At 61.5% G+C, this 19,198-nt stretch carries 15 protein-coding genes and 1 pseudogene; 3 read left to right on the forward strand and 13 right to left on the reverse strand.

Annotation, left to right across the window (positions count from 1 at the left end; translation table 11 throughout):
- Positions 1-70: 70 nt before the first annotated feature.
- The 4 genes and pseudogenes from B2J77_RS21945 to B2J77_RS14590 all read right to left on the reverse strand — a co-directional run.
- Positions 71-352 (reverse strand): annotated as a pseudogene (locus tag B2J77_RS21945) (PAS domain-containing protein); the annotation flags it as partial.
- Between the two features lie 348 nt (positions 353-700).
- The gene (locus B2J77_RS21770) at positions 701-829 is read right to left on the reverse strand and encodes a PA1414 family protein (protein WP_023533827.1); all 129 of its coding nucleotides are present in this window, start codon (positions 827-829) and stop codon (positions 701-703) included.
- Positions 830-1,019: 190 nt separating this feature from the next.
- Positions 1,020-1,946 (reverse strand): DMT family transporter, encoded by a 927-nt coding sequence (locus tag B2J77_RS14585; protein WP_058637592.1) that lies wholly within the window; start codon positions 1,944-1,946, stop codon positions 1,020-1,022.
- Between the two features lie 95 nt (positions 1,947-2,041).
- The gene (locus B2J77_RS14590; RefSeq protein ID WP_058637591.1) at positions 2,042-2,449 is read right to left on the reverse strand and encodes a hypothetical protein; all 408 of its coding nucleotides are present in this window, start codon (positions 2,447-2,449) and stop codon (positions 2,042-2,044) included.
- A gap of 200 nt (positions 2,450-2,649) precedes the next feature.
- Between B2J77_RS14590 and B2J77_RS14595 the strand changes: the two genes are divergently transcribed.
- Positions 2,650-2,922: a hypothetical protein gene (locus B2J77_RS14595; RefSeq protein WP_058637590.1), complete on the forward strand. Its 273-nt coding sequence runs from the start codon at positions 2,650-2,652 to the stop codon at positions 2,920-2,922.
- Positions 2,923-2,981: 59 nt separating this feature from the next.
- On the opposite strand, the gene B2J77_RS14600 is transcribed toward B2J77_RS14595, so the two are convergent.
- Positions 2,982-4,304: a DEAD/DEAH box helicase gene (locus B2J77_RS14600; RefSeq protein WP_058605602.1), complete on the reverse strand. Its 1,323-nt coding sequence runs from the start codon at positions 4,302-4,304 to the stop codon at positions 2,982-2,984.
- A 140-nt stretch (positions 4,305-4,444) separates the two neighbouring features.
- On the opposite strand from B2J77_RS14600, the gene B2J77_RS14605 reads away from it, so the two are divergent.
- The gene (locus B2J77_RS14605) at positions 4,445-5,752 is read left to right on the forward strand and encodes a mechanosensitive ion channel family protein (protein WP_078478912.1); all 1,308 of its coding nucleotides are present in this window, start codon (positions 4,445-4,447) and stop codon (positions 5,750-5,752) included.
- A gap of 112 nt (positions 5,753-5,864) precedes the next feature.
- Positions 5,865-6,863, forward strand: a complete 999-nt coding sequence (locus B2J77_RS14610; RefSeq protein ID WP_078478913.1) for a DUF2314 domain-containing protein — start codon at positions 5,865-5,867, stop codon at positions 6,861-6,863.
- A gap of 128 nt (positions 6,864-6,991) precedes the next feature.
- Here B2J77_RS14610 and B2J77_RS14615 read toward each other — a convergent pair whose 3' ends face one another.
- The 8 genes from B2J77_RS14615 to gyrA form a co-directional block, all read right to left on the reverse strand.
- Positions 6,992-7,927 (reverse strand): AEC family transporter, encoded by a 936-nt coding sequence (locus B2J77_RS14615; protein WP_058637584.1) that lies wholly within the window; start codon positions 7,925-7,927, stop codon positions 6,992-6,994.
- A gap of 1 nt (position 7,928) precedes the next feature.
- The gene (locus B2J77_RS14620) at positions 7,929-8,804 is read right to left on the reverse strand and encodes a carboxylate/amino acid/amine transporter (RefSeq protein ID WP_058637583.1); all 876 of its coding nucleotides are present in this window, start codon (positions 8,802-8,804) and stop codon (positions 7,929-7,931) included.
- A gap of 153 nt (positions 8,805-8,957) precedes the next feature.
- Positions 8,958-10,634, reverse strand: coding sequence for a 30S ribosomal protein S1 (gene rpsA, locus B2J77_RS14625; RefSeq protein WP_003252673.1), 1,677 nt, complete (start codon positions 10,632-10,634; stop codon positions 8,958-8,960).
- A 124-nt stretch (positions 10,635-10,758) separates the two neighbouring features.
- Positions 10,759-11,445 (reverse strand): (d)CMP kinase, encoded by a 687-nt coding sequence (gene cmk, locus B2J77_RS14630; protein WP_058637582.1) that lies wholly within the window; start codon positions 11,443-11,445, stop codon positions 10,759-10,761.
- Positions 11,442-13,682: a bifunctional prephenate dehydrogenase/3-phosphoshikimate 1-carboxyvinyltransferase gene (locus B2J77_RS14635; RefSeq protein ID WP_078478914.1), complete on the reverse strand. Its 2,241-nt coding sequence runs from the start codon at positions 13,680-13,682 to the stop codon at positions 11,442-11,444. The genes cmk and B2J77_RS14635 overlap by 4 nt, the downstream gene beginning before the upstream one ends.
- Positions 13,683-13,759: 77 nt before the next feature.
- Positions 13,760-14,854 carry a prephenate dehydratase gene (pheA, locus tag B2J77_RS14640; RefSeq protein WP_058605607.1) on the reverse strand — a complete coding sequence of 365 codons (1,095 nt, stop codon included), beginning with the start codon at positions 14,852-14,854 and terminating at the stop codon, positions 13,760-13,762.
- Positions 14,854-15,939 (reverse strand): 3-phosphoserine/phosphohydroxythreonine transaminase, encoded by a 1,086-nt coding sequence (gene serC / locus B2J77_RS14645; RefSeq protein ID WP_058637580.1) that lies wholly within the window; start codon positions 15,937-15,939, stop codon positions 14,854-14,856. The genes pheA and serC overlap by 1 nt, the downstream gene beginning before the upstream one ends.
- Before the next feature lie 136 nt (positions 15,940-16,075).
- Positions 16,076-18,841, reverse strand: a complete 2,766-nt coding sequence (gene gyrA / locus B2J77_RS14650; protein WP_023533831.1) for a DNA gyrase subunit A — start codon at positions 18,839-18,841, stop codon at positions 16,076-16,078.
- Positions 18,842-19,198 lie beyond the last annotated feature (357 nt).

Here is a 19,198-nt window from a genome sequence, read left to right on the forward strand (position 1 = left end):
GCACTGAACGTACTGACTCGTAACCACTGACGCGGCCTTGTTCGTAGATGGGCGTGACGTAGGCACTGACCCAGTAATAGTCACCGTTCTTTGCTCGGTTTTTGACGATACCCATCCAGGGCTTGCCCTGCTTGATGGTGTCCCACATATGGCCAAACACCGCGGCGGGCATGTCCGGATGACGTACCAAATTGTGGGGCTGACCTACCAGTTCGTCATAAGTGAAGCCACTGATGGCCACGAACGCTTCGTTGCAGTAGGTGATTCGGCTATCGAGATCGGTGGTCGAGATCAGGCGCTGGTCACCGGGGAAGGTTCTTTCATACTCGGTGACGGGCAAGTTCGTGCGCATCTTCGGCGATCCTTGCAGGATGAAAATGGGAGAAAAGTAGGCGCAAGGTTGATATGTAGCAGAGCGCTTTCAAATAGGAGGCCGTAGCCGCAGGAAATTATTGCATCCTGACGAAATACATCAACGCAATGTTTACGCCAGTGTCGCAGCTGGCTGAAACAGGTCGCAAAGCGCGGGGATGAGTGGGTGAAAGGGGGATATTACGGAGGGAGAAGCAGGGCTCGATCAGTGCTGCCGAAAGCCGTTATGAACAACCAGAGCCCTAGAGCGGGTGCGCCAAGGAACAAAAACGCCTGATTAGAACAAAGAAGCCGCTCCGCCCCGAAAGGTAGAGCGGCCTTCGCTCGCTCAGCGGCGGCGTGGCTGACGGGGGCGCTGCTTTTCATCAGTCGGGATGGGCACCGGCTGCAAGGGCGGCGGAATCAAACCCAAGGCAACCCCGAGGTCGTGGAGCCAGTTGTACAGTGCTTTATTCATAATGCCCCCTTTACGGGTAAGCCTAACGGCGAATCAGTTTGGCGCTGCCTTATACAGATCATAGCCGCATGTATGGGCTGACGCCTACGTCTGATCTTACAGATGGGGGTGATTGTGACGCCGATCAAGCCGCTTGGGGGATTTCCTGGCACCGCCAATCGTTTCCCTATGTTACTGCTAGGTTCTGGCCTTACCCGACCCATTTGCGCAGTTGCTGCCGTACCCAGGGTTCGGCACTCACCAGAACCACGCCCACGAGCACCAGCACAGCGCCAAGCACGAAGTTCACGGTCAGCGGTTCGCCCAGGATCAACACCCCGAAGGTGACGCCGAACAGGGGCGTGATGAATGAAAACACAGCCAGGTTCGATGCCAGGTACTTGCGCAGCAGCCAGAACCAGGTCAGGTAACTGATGAACGAGACGATTACGCCCTGGAACAACACGCTCCCAATCGCCAGCGGCGTCATGACCACATCGCCGGCCTGCCCCGTGATCAGCCCAATAAGCAGTAAGCCGACAAAACCTACCGCTAGCTGATAGAACAGGGTAAGGGTTGCCGGTGCCTCGGAAAGCCGCGACCCCCTGACCACGACCGTGGTCGCGCCCCATGCCAAGCCGGCGAGTACCCCAAAGGCATCCCCCAGCAAGGTGCGCCCGTCCATCTCGGCCCATGAGGTCCCACCCACAAAGGCCAGTGCAATGCCCGCGAACGCCAGCAGTATGCCTAGCCATTGCAACAGTCTCAGCCGTTCGCTGGGCAGCATGAAATGAAGGCCAAGGGCGGTGAAGATGGGCGCTGTGTACAAGAACACCGACATGTGAGCGGCCGTGGTCAGCTTGAGTCCTTCGGCGATGAACAGAAACTCGAGTCCGAACAATCCGCCCGCCAACACACCTGCTCGCCAAGTCCCCCCTACCTGTTTCCAGTCGCCGCGCCACAGTACCATCAGCCCGACCAGCACCGCAGCGATGCAGTTGCGCAGGGTTGCCTGCATCACTGGGGCAATGTCCACGGCGGCCGTTTTGATCAGCACCTGCTGGCTGCCCCAGATCAGGCAAAGCACCACCATGACCTGAAACGCAAAGGCATCGGGGTTCTTGCGGGCCACGCTCATCGGCGGACCTCGAGATGGTGCAAAGGCATGCGCAGTGATTCACCTGAAAAAAAAGACACGGGATTATCAATTCACGCATGCCTCGCTGGCCAGCTTTAAATGGCACCACCGGCAATCTGCGCCTTGGACGAGACGTGTTCAAAGGTGCTTTCATCCAGCGCATCATCCTGATCATCCAGCACTTGCCGCGGGTGTTCGAAGCCTGGAATGCTGCTGTCGATCAGGCTCATCAGGCGCGACCCTCGCTCGGTCAGCACGAAGTTCTCGCCGTTTCCACCCTCCTCTTCCGGGCGGCTTTGAATATAGCCTCGCTCCAGAAGCAGCTTCTCGTATTCGCAGGCCTGGCTTTTGAGGCGATCCAGGTCACCGACGGGTTCACCCTTGGCCGCCAGGTCAGCGGCGTGCGCTTCGGCATAAGGGCGGGGCGTGAAATTCTGCCCACTGCCGTTCTGCACTTCATGCAACAAGCGTTCGATCAGGTCCCAGTTGTAGATGGTACGCATGCGATTGCCTCCTGGTGTGCGTCGAGGATGTACACAGGTGTGGGACCTTTCAAATCTGCGCACGTTCCGCGCAAATGGCCTGGAGGTCACGTGCTTTAGCTGCAATAAGCCACACCGAACCCTGGCCACTTATCCCTGATCGTGAACCAATCGGCTCGCCGCGCCTCAACCGTCCATCAACCACGCCGGAGGAGCAAAGGATGAAACCACTGCTGCGTATCACATGCCTGGTTACACTGTTCAGCGCGTTGCCCGCCTGGGCATGCACGCCCGAAGAAGCGACGCAAAAACGCGAGGAACTGGCTGGGCTGGTGGCTCAACTGACCGAACAGAACCCGACGAAGGCCAAGGAAATGAATGAGGAACTGCAAGGCATGCAATTGGGCACCGCCAGCAAGGACTTGCCGGACAAGTGTCAGTTGATCGACACGCGTATCAAGGAATTGAAAGCGGCCGAAAAAAAGGCAGGATGACGCCAGGACGGTAGCTGCCAGGGCGGCGCTGAGCGCTGCCCTGGCACAGGCACCCGGCCTTACTCGGCCGACGGCTTGCGCTTCTTCAACGGCGCGAGCCCATCGGAGCTGGTCAACGGTGCGTTGGCCCTTGGCTTGGCCGTAGGCTTGCGCTTGGCACTGGCCTTCTTGTCGCCACCTTTCTTGTCCGTCTTCTTCTTTTTGGTGCTGGCAGCTTTGCCAGACGCCTTGACTTTCTTGGGCCCGCTATAGGTGCCTTTGACTTCCTTGATGACCCGGCGCTCGAACTGCTGCTTAAGGTAGCGCTCGATGCTGGACATCAGGTTCCAGTCGTTATGGGTGATCAGCGAGATCGCCAGGCCTTCGCCCCCGGCGCGCCCGGTACGACCCACACGGTGCACGTATTCATCGCCGCTGCGTGGCATGTCGAAGTTTATGACCAGGTCCAGGCCGTCGATGTCCAGGCCCCGCGCGGCCACGTCGGTGGCGACCAGCACCTTGGAGCTGCCCTGCTTGAAGCGCTCGATGGCCAGCTTGCGGTCTTTCTGGTCCTTCTCGCCATGCAGCACGAATGCCTTGACGTCCTTGGCGACCAGGTGGCCATAGATACGGTCAGCCATGGCGCGGGTATTGGAGAAGATGATCGCCTTGTCGAAGGTTTCGTTGGCCAGCAGCCATTGCACGATCTGCTCTTTGTGCTGGTCATGGTCGGCCGTGATGATCTGCTGGCGGGTGCCCTCGGCCAGCTGCGATACGCTGTTGAGCATCAGGTGCTCAGGGTCTTTCAGGACCTTGCCGATCATGTCGCGCAACGCCGCGCCGCCGGTAGTGGCCGAGAACAGCAGGGTCTGCTCGCGGTTTTCGCATTCTTTGCACAGGCGTTCCATGTCCTCGGCAAAGCCCATGTCGAGCATGCGGTCGGCTTCGTCCAGAATCAGCACCTGGACGTGGGACAGGTCGAGGTTGCCGGCGTTGAGCTGCTCGAGCAAACGGCCCGGCGTGCCGATCAGCACGTCCGGCACCTTGCGCAGCATGGCGGCCTGTTCCTTGAAGTCTTCGCCGCCGGTTACAAGGCCCGACTTGATGTAAGTGAACTGCGAGAACAGCTGCACCTGCTTGAGGGTCTGCTGTGCCAGCTCACGGGTGGGCAGCAGGATCAGCGCGCGAATCTCCACACGGCGCTCGCGCAGATCGACCAGACGATTGAGCAGCGGCAGAACGAACGCCGCCGTCTTGCCACTGCCGGTCTGCGCGGTGACACGCAGGTCCCGCCCTTGCAGCGCCAGGGGAATGGCGGCGGCCTGCACCGGGGTAGGCTCGACGAAGTTAAGCTCGGCCACGGCTTTGAGCAGGCGTTCGTGCAAGGCGAATTGGGAGAACACGGAGGTAACCTCAGGCAAGTACGGAAATCAGCTGCATAGGGTAACGTTTTCTAGCGATTTAGCCGAATTTCTTTTGGCATGGGGCTGCCCATCCGCGTTCTAATAACGCCTCGTTTGGCAACAAGACTGTAAGCAAGCCCATGGACATCCAACGCTTCTGGCGCGACTCCCTCGACCTGTGGGGTACCCTCGATCAACACCCCATGCTGCACGCCGCTATCGGCCTGGCCGTACTGCTGGTGATATCGCTGATTCTAGGGCGCCTGGCGCGCTTTCTGGTGCTGCACGGCGCTCGCCTGCTGGCACGCCAGCCTGCCCTGAAATGGCTCGACGACCTGCGGCACAACAAGGTTTTCCACCGCCTGGCGCAGACCACACCGTCGCTGGTCCTGCAGTTCGGGCTCAAGCTGGTGCCAGAGTTGTCCGACACCGCCCAGCTTTTTCTGGGCAACCTGGCGTTGGCTTTCACGCTGCTGTTCATGACCATGGCCCTGTCGTGCCTGCTCGATGCCCTGCTCGACATCTATGCCCGCACCGAGCACGCCCGCACACGCTCCATCAAGGGCTATGTGCAACTGGCCAAGATGATGCTGTGGATCTTCGCGGCCATCGTCATCGTCGCCACCCTTATCGACCGTTCACCGTTGCTACTGCTGTCAGGCCTGGGCGCGATGTCAGCCGTGCTGCTGTTGGTGTACAAGGACACGCTCTTGTCATTCGTGGCCAGCGTGCAGCTGACCAGCAACGACATGCTGCACGTCGGCGACTGGATCGAAATGCCCCAGGTCGGCGCCGATGGCGATGTGGTGGACATCACCCTGCACACGGTCAAGGTGCAGAACTTCGACAAGACCATCGTCTCCATCCCCACCTGGCGCCTGATGAGCGAATCGTTCCGCAATTACCGTGGCATGCAGCAATCAGGCGGCCGGCGCATCAAGCGCAGCCTGTTCATCGACGCGGCCGGGGTCCGTTTCCTGACCCGTGAAGAGGAGCAGCGCCTGAGTCAGGTACGCCTGCTGGGTGACTACCTGGCCGGCAAACGTCAGGAGCTGCAAAGCTGGAACGAAGCCTTGGGGCCGGTGGCGGAACTCTCGGCCAACCGGCGCAAGCTGACCAACATTGGCACCTTCCGCGCCTTCGCATTGGCCTACCTGAGAAACCACCCGGACGTGCACGCGAACATGACCTGCATGGTCCGCCAGATGCAGACCACGGCAGAAGGCGTGCCGCTGGAGATCTACTGCTTCACCACCACCACGGTGTGGGCCGAGTACGAGCGCATTCAGGGGGATATCTTCGATTACCTGCTGGCGGTGTTGCCGGAGTTTGGGTTGAGCTTGTATCAGCAGCCCAGTGGCAACGATATGCGCGTTGGCCTGGCCGGGCATGTTGCGCCCGTACAGGCGCCGATGTCGCGGCGGGTTGAGGAAATGAGCGAGGCTTGAGCCAGGGAGGCTGAGCTCAAGGCTCGCAAGCCCCTCGAACCAGCCCCGTGCTCTTCGGTCTGATGACCCTGATACCCCCCGTCATCAACACGCACTCACACGGATGTACCCTATGACCGAGCAAATCATCTACCCGGCCGACGACAACAGCCCTGCCCTTCAAACCGCCATCGCCAATGCGCAGGCCACGTTCAAGTTTTTCTGGCGCGAGCTTTCCTGGGAGGCACGCCGGATTATCAAGGGCCTGGACATGGCCGCCGTGAAGATGGCTTTTCCGGTCCACGGTGATGATCCGGAACTGCCAACCGTGGAGAACATGTGGCTCAGCGAGGTGGCGTTCGACGGCGTCTCGATCAGCGGCGTGCTGCTCAACGAACCGGAATGGGCCACGGGCTTCGATGCATCGCAGCGGGTGACGCTGCCGTTTTCGGCGCTCACCGACTGGATGTACGTGTCTGCCGGCGAGGTCTATGGAGGCTTCACCATCGATGCGATGCGCAGCGAGATGCCCGCAGCCGAACGTGCTGAACACGATGCGGCCTGGGGCCTGCAATTTGCTGAGCCCGGCTTCGTGGCGCTCGTACCGGCGCCCAAAGGGCAATCCCAGGTGTTGCTCTCGCGGGCTCTGGATACGCCGGCCGACGCACAAGCGCTCAAGCAGCTGGAAGAGGCTGACCATCCCATGGCCGTGAACATGGTGGCGCAGGTGCACGATGCACTGGTGCAACACCCTGCCATGGTCACCGATCCCGATGAGGGCGGTTGGTTGCTGCTGCACCGCGAGACGTTGGCGGGCAACTACCCGGTGGTGAGTGCTCTGCTTGAGCACGGGGCCGACACCTCGGCGCTCAACTCGTTGGGGCAAACGCCGTTGCAATTGGCCGAGCAGGCAGGATGGCCGCGACTGGTGCGACTGTTGCGCGGGGAAGAGGCACCGCTGGCAGCGCCGCAAGCCCCTGCCCAGCAGGCGCGATTCGCTGAACCTGACAAGGCGCAGACGCACACCCGGCCACACGCCCAGACGCAGCCACGGGAACACAGCCGGTCCCGCTGGATGTTCGTGGCTGGCGTGGTAATCGTGGTGGTCATGATCTGGCTGCTGGCGCGCTAGCGGCCTGCCCGACGGTCCAGTAGCGATGTCGGTGAGGCGTTCTGGACCAGCGCCTCACCTCAGCGTTCTGGGCCCGGCCAGCGTCTTGCTGAACGCGACCCGAATCTGTAAACGTTTGAACCGCTCATTCATTGCGCATACCCCAATGCGTACAGCAGCGCCGTCAAGGTGAGCAGCGAGACTACCGTTGACCAGAGAATGGTCCTGGATATCAACCCCGCATCCCGGTTGTAGTACTCCGCCAGCATGAACGGCCCAGTGCCGGTGGGCAGCGCGGCCAGCAGCACGGCCGAGGCGGCCCATATCTCGGGCAGGTGAAACACCTTGTAGGCCAGGACCCAAGTCAGCGCCGGCTGGCCGACCAATTTCAACACTACCAGCGGCCAGGGGCTGGCCTGTGCGCGCGGCTGTTTCTCTGCCAGAAATGCTCCGAGCGACACCAATGCACAGGGCGTGGTGGCCAATGCGAGCATGTCGAGCAAGTGCATCACCGGTTCGGCCAGCCCCAGCCCGGTCATGGCCCACGCTGCACCTGCCAGCGGCGCGACGACTAGCGGGTTCTTGGCCAGTGCCCTGAGCACCAGGCCCACGGCGCGGCCGACCTCGGGCTCATCCTGCAAGCCGATCTCGATCAACATCAGCGACAGAGCAAATACCAGGCAGACCACGATCAACGACGAAATCAGCGCTGGCTGCAAGCCAGGCTGACCGAACAGCAGCAGGCACAAGGGAATGCCGATGTAGCCGGTATTGGCGTAGCCGGCACTCAGCCCATCGATGCTCGACGCCACTAATCCATGGCCGCCACGCAGCCGCCACAGCAGGGTAATCGCAAACATCCCCAGCGCCCCGGCGCCAAATGCGGCGATGAACCCAGGGTGCCAGATTTCGGCCCAGGTGGCCGTGGCGGTGACCTTGAACAGCAAGGCCGGCAGGCACAACCAGACCACCATCTTGTTGATTTCGGCCGCCGCCTTGTCGCCCAATTTGTTGGTGCGGCGGCATAGGTAGCCGACGATGATCAAGGCGAAGATCGGTGCAACAATCACGAAAACGGTATGCATGTCAGGCTTTGCCGGGCATCGGAGCTTGTGCCCGTCCACTGAAACGGCTTAGCCATACAGATCCCAGAATAATGGCACCGCCTGCCAGAAGCCGTCCAAGCGGTTCATGCTGATTCCAGATCAGCAGGTTGAGCAGCAGCCCCACCGGCACGTGCAGGTTGTTCATGACGGCAAGTGTGCCACCCGATACCAGGCAAGCCCCCTTGTTCCACCAGTACAGGCCCAGCGCCGTGGGGCAAAGCCCCAGAAACACCAAGACGCCCCATTGCACCGGGGTGCTGGGCAGGTGTGCGCTGTTGCCGAACAACACGAACGCCGGTAGGACCACCAACAGCGCCCCCAGGTAGAAATAGCCAAACCGTGCATAGTGCGGCAGGTCGCTGGGGAACCGGGCAACTAGATGCCGATACAACACTTGGCCCGCGGCATACGTGAAGTTGGCCAACTGCAGCAACAGGAAGCCCATGAAAAATTCGCCACTGATGCTGTCGAAGCGAATCACCGCAGCTCCGGCCACAGCCACCAGCGCTGCCACCAGCGCCCATGGGTTGAACCGCCGATTCATGGCGTCTTCGATCAGAGTCACGTGCAGCGGTGTAAGAATGGTGAACAGCAACACCTCGGGTACGCTGAGCACGCGAAAGCTCAAGTAAAGGCACACGTAGGTGATGCCGTACTGCAAGGCGCCTATCAGCAGCATCGAGCGCACAAAACGCGGTTCTACTTGCCGCCATCGGGTCAACGGCAGAAAGACCAAGCCCGCCAGCACCACGCGGGCAAGCACGGCAAAATAACTGTCGACGTGACCGGCCAGATACTCGCCTATCAAGCTGAAAGAGAACGCCTGGATAAGCGCGACGATGATCAGATAGCCCATGGTTGTCTCTCGAAAATCAAGGTCGGGACCTTAGCGGGTTGAGGCAAGCGAGTTCAACCACGAAAAACGTAGGGTCACACCCCAAGCAGGCGCAGATAACGCCCATAAAAAAGGGCGACCCGAGGGTCGCCCTTTCTACCGATCAAACAGAACTCAGTTCTGCTTGGCCATTGCTTCGCGCAGCAGCGCAGCCATGGTGGTATCGGCAGCCGCTTCCGGAGCGTTTTTCAGGCTCTGGATGGCTTCACGCTCTTCAGCGTCGTCCTTGGACTTGATCGACAGGCTGATGACACGCGATTTGCGGTCAACGCTGATGATCTTGGCTTCGATCTCTTCGCCTTCCTTCAGAACGTTACGCGCGTCTTCAACGCGGTCACGGCTGATTTCGGAAGCTTTCAGAGTGGCTTCGATGTCGTCAGCCAGGGTGACGATGGCACCTTTGGCGTCAACTTCTTTCACGATGCCCTTGACGATAGCGCCCTTGTCATTGACAGCAACGAAGTTGGAGAACGGATCGTCTTCCAGCTGCTTGATGCCCAGGGAGATGCGCTCGCGCTCTGGATCGACCGACAGGATGACGGTTTCCAGCTCGTCGCCCTTCTTGAAACGACGTACGGCTTCTTCGCCGGTTTCGTTCCAGGAGATGTCGGACAGGTGAACCAGACCGTCGATGCCGCCGTCCAGACCGATGAAGATACCGAAGTCGGTGATCGACTTGATGGTACCGGTGATCTTGTCACCCTTGTTGAACTGGCCGGAGAAGTCTTCCCATGGGTTGGACTTGCACTGCTTGATGCCCAGGGAGATACGACGACGCTCTTCGTCGATGTCCAGAACCATGACTTCCACTTCGTCGCCAACCTGAACGACTTTCGACGGGTGGATGTTCTTGTTGGTCCAGTCCATTTCAGAAACGTGTACCAGACCTTCAACGCCTTCTTCCAGCTCAGCGAAGCAGCCGTAGTCGGTCAGGTTGGTTACGCGAGCCTGTACGCGAGTACCTTCTGGGTAACGGGCAGTGATAGCTACCCACGGATCTTCGCCCATCTGCTTCAGACCCAGCGAAACGCGGTTGCGCTCGCGGTCGAACTTCAGAACGCGTACGTCGACTTCGTCGCCAACGTTAACGATTTCCGATGGGTGCTTGATACGCTTCCAAGCCATGTCGGTGATGTGCAGCAGGCCGTCGATACCGCCCAGGTCCACGAATGCGCCGTAGTCGGTGAGGTTCTTGACGATACCTTTGACTTGCTGGCCTTCCTGCAGGGTTTCCAGCAGGGCTTCGCGCTCGGCGGAGTTCTCGGCTTCCAGCACGCTGCGACGGGAAACGACAACGTTGTTGCGCTTCTGGTCGAGCTTGATGACCTTGAATTCCAGCTCTTTGCCTTCCAGGTGGGTGGTGTCGCGCACTGGGCGGACATCAACCAGGGAGCCCGGCAGGAACGCACGGATGCCGTTAACGTCGACAGTGAAGCCGCCCTTAACCTTACCGTTGATAACGCCCTTGACCACTTCTTCGGCGGCGAAAGCTGCTTCCAGAACAATCCAGCACTCGGCGCGCTTGGCTTTTTCACGGGACAGCTTGGTTTCGCCAAAGCCGTCTTCGACCGCGTCCAGCGCAACGTGCACTTCGTCACCGACCTTGATGGTCAGCTCGCCAGCTTCGTTGTAGAACTGCTCGAGCGGGATGACGCCCTCGGACTTCAGGCCAGCGTGTACGGTAACCCAGTCGCCGTCGATGTCGACAACGATACCGGTGATGATCGCACCCGGCTGAAGATTGAGGGTTTTCAGGCTTTCTTCAAAGAGTTCTGCAAAGCTTTCGCTCATTTTAATTCCTGTAGATTCGGGCGAAACAGACGCCCATCGCCACATTCCAGACAATGTGGGTTTCGTTTAGATAAAGGAAAGCGGGCAGGACGTTGACTGGTGCCCCTGCCTGCCTTCCTGGTTATCAGAGGAGATCGCGCAAGGCGAGCTCGCTCCTGATACGTTGCAACACCTGCTCGATGGACAACTCGGTTGAGTCCAACTGAATGGCGTCGGCCGCAGGTTTTAGCGGGGCCACTGCACGTTGGGTGTCGCGCTCGTCACGCGCACGAATCTCATCCAGCAGACTCGACAGACTAACATCTTCACCCTTGCCCTTCAACTGAAGGTAACGACGGCGAGCACGTTCCTCGGCACTGGCGGTCAGAAACACCTTCAGCGGCGCGTCCGGAAACACCACCGTGCCCATGTCACGACCGTCGGCAATCAGGCCTGGCGCCTCGCGAAAGGCGCGCTGGCGCACCAGCAGTGCATCACGCACCGCAGGCAGCGAAGCGACCATCGAAGCGCCGGCACCGACGGTTTCGGTGCGGATCACGTTGCTGACATCCTCACCCTCGAGAATGATCTGCTGCAGTTTACCGGGCTCGGCGGCAATGAATTGCACATCCAGATGGGCGGCAAGTTGGGTCAGCAGTTCCTCATTTGTCAGGTCCACGCCGTGGTTGCTGGCATTGAAGGCCAGCAGACGGTACAGCGCGCCCGAATCCAGCAGCCGCCAACCCAGCTCGCGTGCCATCAGACCGGCCACGGTCCCCTTGCCGGAACCACTGGGTCCATCAATGGTGATGACCGGCGTCAAGGTGCTCACGACTTACCCTCTTCGGCCACGCGGATGCCAACCTCAGCGCACAGCGACAGGAAGTTGGGGAAAGAGGTGGCGACGTTGGCGCAGTCATGGATACGAATCGGCGCGCTAGCGCGCAGCGATGCGACGCTGAAGGCCATGGCGATGCGGTGGTCACCGTGCCCGTGCACCTCACCACCGCCCAGTTGCCCGCCGTCGATGATGATGCCATCGGGGGTGGGCTCACACTGGATGCCCAGGGTGATCAAGCCGTCGGCCATCACCTGGATGCGGTCGGACTCTTTAACCCGCAGTTCTTCGGCACCGCGCAGCACGGTACGCCCTTCAGCGCAGGCAGCGGCAACGAACAGCACGGGGAACTCATCGATGGCCAGCGGCACCAGCTCTTCAGGGATATCGATGCCCTTGAGCTTGGCACCGCGCACGCGCAGGTCGGCCACCGGCTCACCACCGACTTCACGCTGGTTTTCCAGGGTGATATCGCCACCCATAAGGCGCAGGATGTCGATGACGCCGGTACGGGTGGGGTTGATGCCGACATGTTCGAGCACCAGCTCCGAACCCTCGGCAATGGACGCCGCCACCAGGAAGAACGCTGCCGACGAAATGTCCGCTGGCACTTCGATGCGAGTCGCGGTCAGCTTGCCGCCAGCTTGCAGCGAAGCGACCGGGCCGTTGGTTTCGACCGAATAGCCGAAGCCGCGCAGCATGCGCTCGGTGTGGTCACGGGTCGGCGCAGGCTCGGTGACGGTGGTCTTGCCTTCGGCGTACAGGCCAGCCAGCAGCAGGCAGGATTTGACCTGGGCACTGGCCATCGGCAGGGTGTAGGTCAGCGCCTTGAGTTTGCTGCCGCCGCGGATGGTCAGCGGCGGACGGCCGTCCGGGCCGGTCTCGACCACCGCGCCCATTTCGCGCAGAGGGTTGGCCACTCGGTTCATCGGACGCTTGGAAAGCGAGGCGTCGCCGGTCATGGTGACGTCGAACGACTGGCCGGCCAGCAGGCCCGACAGCAGGCGCATCGAGGTACCGGAGTTGCCCACGTACAGCGGGCCAGGCGGCGGCTTAAGGCCATGCAGGCCGACGCCATGGATGGTCACGCGACCCTGATGAGGGCCTTCGATGACCACGCCCATGTCGCGAAAAGCCTGCAAGGTCGCCAGGGCATCTTCACCTTCGAGAAAACCCTCGACCTCGGTGGTGCCTTCGGCCAGCGAGCCGAGCATGATCGAGCGATGGGAAATCGACTTGTCGCCCGGTACGCGGATTCGCCCATTCAGGCGGCCACCGGGTTGGGCCAGGAAAATCAGATCGTTGGCGTTCATAGCGTCCACATAGGCCCGGCGGGCCAGGATTTTACTGAAATGCTCGCGGGCAAACCGAGCGCGGGTGAAAACACCCAGCAGCTGGTGCCCGTCCCCTTCAGCGATCGCGTCGCGCAGGGCGTCGAGATCACTGCGATATGTATCGAGTGTGCGCAGGACAGCGTCGCGGTTGGCGAGAAAAATGTCATGCCACATGGTCGGGTCGCTACCGGCGATTCTCGTGAAATCGCGAAAACCTCCCGCAGCGTACCGGAAGATGTCCAGGTTTTCATTGCGCTTGGCCAGCGAATCGACCAGCCCGAAGGCCAGCAGGTGTGGCAAGTGGCTGGTCGCGGCCAGCACTTCGTCATGGCGCTCGACCGGCATGTGCTCAACGTCAGCCTCCAGCGTACGCCACAGGCGATCGACCAAGGCCAGCGCTGCAGGGTCGGTTTCGGCCAGCGGCGTGAGGATGACCTTGTGCCAACGGAACAGGCTGGCGTTGGACGCCTCCACCCCGCTCTGCTCGGAGCCAGCGATGGGGTGGCCAGGCACGAAACGCGACAAGCGCTCGCCAAGCACCGAACGCGCTTCGCGCACGACGTTGCCCTTGGCACTGCCAACGTCCGTGATCACGGCCTCACCCAGATCGAGCCGGGCCAGGCGCGCCAGAACTTTCTCCATGGCTAGAATTGGCACGGCCAGTTGGATCACATCGGCGCCAAGGCAGGCCGTGGCCAGGTCCTCTTCGCAGCGGTCGACCACGCCCAGGGCAACGGCCTGCTTGCGCGACGGCGCATCGAGGTCGACGCCGACCACTTCGCGGCACAGGCCGCTTTCACGCAGGCCTTTGGCGAACGAGCCACCGATCAGACCGAGGCCGACCACCACCAGGCGGTCGATGATCGGGGCGGGTTTGGTGTTTGCTGCTTTTACCACTGGTATGAACCCTGTACGAAAATCGAGGCAGTCCATGAGGACTTACGGGGCCGTGCACCGACCCGGAAGGTTGCGCGTCAAAGCACCGCCTTCGGATAAGACCCCAGCACTTTCAGCGCCACCGCCTCCTGGCTGATCTGCTCTAGCACCGCCTTGATCAGCGGATCGCGGTGATGGCCGACGAAGTCGATGAAGAACACATAGGTCCACTTGCCACTGCGCGAAGGCCGGGTCTCGATGCGGGTCAGGTCGATACCATTCTGGTGGAACGGCACCAACAACTCGTGCAGTGCACCGGGCTTGTTGCTCATCGAGACGATGATCGACGTCTTGTCGTCCCCGGTGGGCGGCACTTCCTGGTTGCCGATCATCAGGAATCGCGTGGCGTTGTCCGGACGGTCCTCGATTTTCTCGGCAAGACGGGTCAGGCCGTACAGGTTGGCCGCCATGTCGCCTGCGATGGCCGCCGAGTTCCACTCACCCTTGACGCGCTTGGCAGCCTCGGCGTTGCTCGACACCGCCACACGCTCGACGTTGGGGTAATGGGCATCGAGCCACTTGCGGCACTGTGCCAATGACTGGGCATGGGAATAGATGCGACTGATGCTGTCGGTCTTGGTGTTCTCGCCCACCAGCAGGTGGTGGTGAATACGCAGCTCCACTTCGCCACAGATCACCATGTCGTGCTCGAGGAAGCTGTCGAGGGTGTGGCTGACTGCACCTTCGGTGGAGTTTTCCACCGGCACCACGCCGAAGTTCACGGCCCCGGCTGCCACTTCGCGGAACACCTCGTCGATGGCCGCCATCGGACGACTGACCACGGCATGACCGAAATGCTTCATGGCGGCGGCCTGGGTGAAGGTACCTTCAGGGCCCAGGTAAGCGATCTTGAGTGGCTCTTCCAGTGCCAGGCACGAGGACATGATTTCGCGGAACAGCCGCGCCATTTCCTCGTTGTCCAATGGCCCCTTGTTGCGCTCCATCACGCGCTTGAGCACGGCAGCCTCGCGCTCGGGACGGTAGAACACCGGCGCCTCGCCCTCGGCCAGCGACGCGGTCTTGACCTTGGCCACTTCCTGAGCGCAGCGAGCACGCTCGCTGATCAGCTCAAGAATCCTTTCGTCGAGGCTGTCGATGCGCACACGCAGCGCCTGCAGTTCATGCTCGGACATCAACCGTGCTCCTTCTCGAATTCAGCCATGTAGTCCACCAGGGCTTCAACCGCATCCAGGCCCAGGGCGTTGTAGATGGATGCACGCATGCCTCCAACCGACCGGTGGCCCTTGAGGTTGAGCAAACCACGGGCGTCGGCACCGGCCAGGAAGGCCTTGTCCAGGCGTTCGTCGGCCAGGCGGAACGGGACGTTCATCCACGACCGGGCATTGACGCTGATCGGGTTGCTGTAAAACGCGCTGGCATCGATGAACCCGTACAGCAAGTCTTTCTTGGCACGGTTGCGCTGCTCCATGGCGTCCACGCCGCCCTGCTCCTTCAACCACTCGAAGACCAGGCCTGAGAGGTACCAGGCGTAAGTCGCAGGCGTGTTGTACATCGAGCCATTGTCTGCCGAGACCTTGTAATCGAGCATGGTCGGGCAACTGCTGCGGGCATGGCCCAGCAGGTCTTCCCGCACGATCACCACCACCAGCCCGCTAGGGCCGATGTTCTTCTGGGCACCTGCGTAGATCAGGCCGAACTGCGACACGTCGATGGGGCGCGAGAGAATGTCGGAGGACATGTCCACCACCAGCGGCACATCGCCGGTCTGTGGCACCCAGTCGAACTGCAGGCCACCGATGGTCTCATTGGACGCATAGTGCACGTAAGCCGCGTTGGCGGTCAGGTTCCACTCGTTCTGGCCAGGAATGGCCAGGTAGTCGTAGGGCTTGGCGCTGGCAGCCACGTTGACGTTGCCGAAGCGGCGCGCTTCCTCGATGGCCTTTTTCGACCAGATCCCGGTCTCGATGTAGTCAGCGGTGCCGTCTTCTGGCAACAGGTTGAGCGGGATTTCGGCAAATTGCTGGCTGGCGCCGCCCTGCAGGAACAGCACCTTGTAATTGGAGGGGATGGACAGCAGGTCACGCAGGTCCTGCTCGGCCTTCTCGGCGATGGCCACGTAGTCGTCGCTGCGGTGGCTCATTTCCATGACCGACAGGCCCTTGCCGTGCCAGTCCAGCATCTCGGCCTGGGCGCGCTGCAGCACGGCATCAGGAAGCGCGGCAGGGCCTGCGCAGAAGTTAAAGGCTCGTTTGCTCACATCCACTCTCGCTCTGCCAAATAGAACAACATCGTAATTCGGTGGCCCAGGCCTGCTTGGGGCCCTTGCAGGCCAAATGCCTGGCTTGATCAGTCAAACGGGGCGACCTTGGTCGCCCCGTTCGGGTTCAGCGCACTTACTCTTGCGGGGCCTCTTCGGCGCCCGCCGCATCTTGCTCGTCAGGAGCCTGGGCCTCCACGCCCTCCTCGTCCAGCTCGATGAGCGCATCGAGCTCTTCCTCGGACGGCTCCTGAATACGCTCAAGGCCCACCAGCGTCTCGTCGGAGGCCAGCTTGATCAGCGTCACGCCCTGGGTGTTCCGGCTCAGGCTGGACACCTCGCCGACCCGGGTACGCACCAATGTGCCTTGATCGGAAATCAGCATGATTTCTTCACCTTCCTGCACCTGGATGGCGCCGATCAGCAAACCGTTGCGCCCCTTGGTACCCATGGCGATCACGCCCTGGCCGCCACGGCCGCGACGGGGGAACTTGGACAGCGGGGTACGCTTGCCATAGCCACGCTCGGACGCGGTGAGGATCTGCGCGCCGGACTCCGGGATCAGCATCGAAATGATCTGCTGGCCCTTGCCTAGCTTCATGCCGCGCACGCCACGGGCGGTACGGCCCATTTCGCGCACCACGCTCTCGGCAAAGCGGATGACCTTGCCGGCGTCGGAGAACATCATGACTTCCTTGGCGCCATCGGTGATGGCCGCCGCGATCAGGGTGTCGCCTTCCTTGAGCTTCAGGGCGATCAGGCCGTTGGAGCGAGGACGGGCGAACTGGACCAGCGGCGTCTTCTTGACGGTGCCGGAGGCGGTGGCCATGAAGATGTAAGCGCCGGTAGGCTCTGCCGCCCACTCGGGGGTGTCGCCTTCTTCCTCGTCCACTTCCTCCACTTCGACCAGCTCGCCTTCGAGCACGGTGTCATCGGCGTCTTCGAGTTCTTCTTCGAGGTCGGCGTTCTGCTGCAAGGCTTCAAGATCGACCTGCAACATGGCGGTGATGCGCTCACCCTCTTCCAGCGGCAGCAGGTTGACCAGCGGGCGACCACGGGCAGCGCGGGACGCCTCGGGGATTTCGTAGGTCTTCTTCCAGTACACCTTGCCCTTGCTGGAGAACAGCAGCAGGGTAGCGTGGCTGTTGGCGACCAACAGGTGCTCGATGTAGTCCTCGTCCTTCACGCCGGTGGCCGACTTGCCCTTGCCGCCACGGCGCTGGGCCTGGTAGGCGGACAATGGCTGGGTCTTGGCATACCCGCCATGGGAAATGGTCACCACACGCTCTTCTTCCGGGATCATGTCGCCGTAGTTGAGGTCGTGGCTGGCATTGAGGATTTCGGTGCGACGGGCATCGCCGTACTCGGCGCGAATCGCTTCGAGCTCTTCGCGGATGACTTCCATCAGGCGCTCGGCGCTGTTGAGAATGCGGATCAGCTCACCGATCTGCTCCAGGATTTCCTGGTACTCGGCCAGCAGCTTCTCGTGCTCCAGGCCAGTCAGGCGGTGCAGACGCAGGTCAAGGATGGCCTGGGCCTGTTCTGGCGAGAGGTAGTACTTGCCGTCGCGCAGGCCATACTGTTCAGGCAGGTCGGCCGGGCGGCACGACTCGGCGCCGGCACGTTCGACCATGACCTGCACGGCACTCGATTCCCAGGCGGTGGACACCAGGGCTTCCTTGGCCTCGGACGGCGTGGGCGAGGCTTTGATCATCGCGATGACCGGGTCGATGTTGGACAGCGCAACCGCCTGGCCTTCAAGGATGTGGCCGCGCTCACGCGCCTTGCGCAGTTCGAACACGGTGCGCCGGGTAACCACTTCGCGGCGGTGGCGCACGAAGGCTTCGAGCAGGTCCTTGAGGTTGAGCAGCCGCGGACGGCCATCGACCAGGGCGACGACGTTGATGCCGAACACGCTCTGCAGCTGGGTCTGCGAGTACAGGTTGTTGAGCACCACCTCCGGCACCTCGCCGCGACGCAGCTCGATGACGATGCGCATGCCGTCCTTGTCGGACTCGTCGCGCAGCTCGGTGATGCCCTCGATCTTCTTCTCTTTGACCAGTTCGGCGATCTTCTCGATCAGACGCGCCTTGTTCAACTGGTACGGCAGCTCGGTCACGACGATCTGCTGGCGACCGCCCACCTTGTCGATGTCTTCGATCTGGGAGCGGGCACGCATGTAGATGCGGCCACGGCCGGTGCGGTAGGCCTCGATGATGCCCTGGCGGCCGTTGATCAGGCCGGCGGTAGGGAAGTCAGGACCGGGGATGTGCTGCATCAGCTCATCGATGGTGACGTCCGGGTTATCGATCAGCGCCAGGCAGCCATCGATGACTTCGCCCAGGTTGTGCGGCGGAATGTTGGTGGCCATGCCCACGGCGATGCCGCTGGAACCGTTGACCAGCAGGTTGGGAATACGCGTCGGCATGACCGCCGGGATCTGCTCGGTGCCGTCGTAGTTGGGCACCCAGTCGACGGTTTCCTTGTGCAGGTCGGCCAGCAGCTCATGCGCCAGCTTGGCCATGCGCACTTCGGTGTATCGCATGGCCGCGGCGTTGTCGCCGTCCACCGAACCGAAGTTGCCCTGGCCGTCGACCAGCAGGTAGCGCAGCGAGAAGGGCTGAGCCATACGCACGATGGTGTCGTAGACCGCAGTGTCGCCGTGCGGGTGGTACTTACCGATCACGTCACCGACCACACGGGCGGATTTCTTGTACGGCTTGTTCCAGTCGTTGCCCAGTTCGCTCATCGCAAAGAGAACGCGGCGATGCACGGGCTTCAAGCCGTCACGCGCATCGGGCAGCGCTCGCCCGACAATCACGCTCATCGCGTAGTCGAGGTAAGACTGTCTCAGTTCGTCTTCGATATTGACCGGGAGGATTTCTTTGGCCAGTTCGCCCATGAGAAGCCTGATTCCTTTTTCTGGTGAAACTTCGCAGCGCCATCAAGGGCCGAACGAAGCTCGCCGCCGCAGTGCACTCGCCCGCGACGACTTACGACAAATCAATGAGTTGTGCCATGGATCTGCGCAATGAAGACCGCCGCACAGCGGGGTCTTGGAAACTGCCGGATATTACCACAACGGCAGGGGTAGTGGGAGATGCGGCAAGCGGCCAGCCGGGCCGCGAATTCATGCCCAGGCCAAGGGGCCCGCGCCGTGGTGCAAGGTAGCCGCGAGCACCACCAGGCCCGCGTTCGACAGCGTGCCCGGCAGGGGCGCCCAGGCATGGAAAAACGCCTGCAGAGGGCCACGCCCGGC

The organism is Pseudomonas parafulva, assembly GCF_002021815.1.
GTDB classification, from domain to species: Bacteria; Pseudomonadota; Gammaproteobacteria; order Pseudomonadales; family Pseudomonadaceae; genus Aquipseudomonas; species Aquipseudomonas parafulva_B.

Coding starts and splice junctions, on each gene's coding strand:
- B2J77_RS14585 (WP_058637592.1), bottom strand. CDS start 1,946: ATGAGCGTGGCCCGCAAGAACCCCGATGCCTTTGCGTTTCAGGTCATG.
- B2J77_RS14610 (WP_078478913.1), top strand. CDS start 5,865: ATGACCGAGCAAATCATCTACCCGGCCGACGACAACAGCCCTGCCCTT.
- B2J77_RS14595 (WP_058637590.1), top strand. CDS start 2,650: ATGAAACCACTGCTGCGTATCACATGCCTGGTTACACTGTTCAGCGCG.
- B2J77_RS21770 (WP_023533827.1), bottom strand. CDS start 829: ATGAATAAAGCACTGTACAACTGGCTCCACGACCTCGGGGTTGCCTTG.
- B2J77_RS14615 (WP_058637584.1), bottom strand. CDS start 7,927: ATGCATACCGTTTTCGTGATTGTTGCACCGATCTTCGCCTTGATCATC.
- B2J77_RS14590 (WP_058637591.1), bottom strand. CDS start 2,449: ATGCGTACCATCTACAACTGGGACCTGATCGAACGCTTGTTGCATGAA.
- B2J77_RS14620 (WP_058637583.1), bottom strand. CDS start 8,804: ATGGGCTATCTGATCATCGTCGCGCTTATCCAGGCGTTCTCTTTCAGC.
- gyrA (WP_023533831.1), bottom strand. CDS start 18,841: ATGGGCGAACTGGCCAAAGAAATCCTCCCGGTCAATATCGAAGACGAA.
- pheA (WP_058605607.1), bottom strand. CDS start 14,854: ATGTCCGAGCATGAACTGCAGGCGCTGCGTGTGCGCATCGACAGCCTC.
- rpsA (WP_003252673.1), bottom strand. CDS start 10,634: ATGAGCGAAAGCTTTGCAGAACTCTTTGAAGAAAGCCTGAAAACCCTC.
- B2J77_RS14605 (WP_078478912.1), top strand. CDS start 4,445: ATGGACATCCAACGCTTCTGGCGCGACTCCCTCGACCTGTGGGGTACC.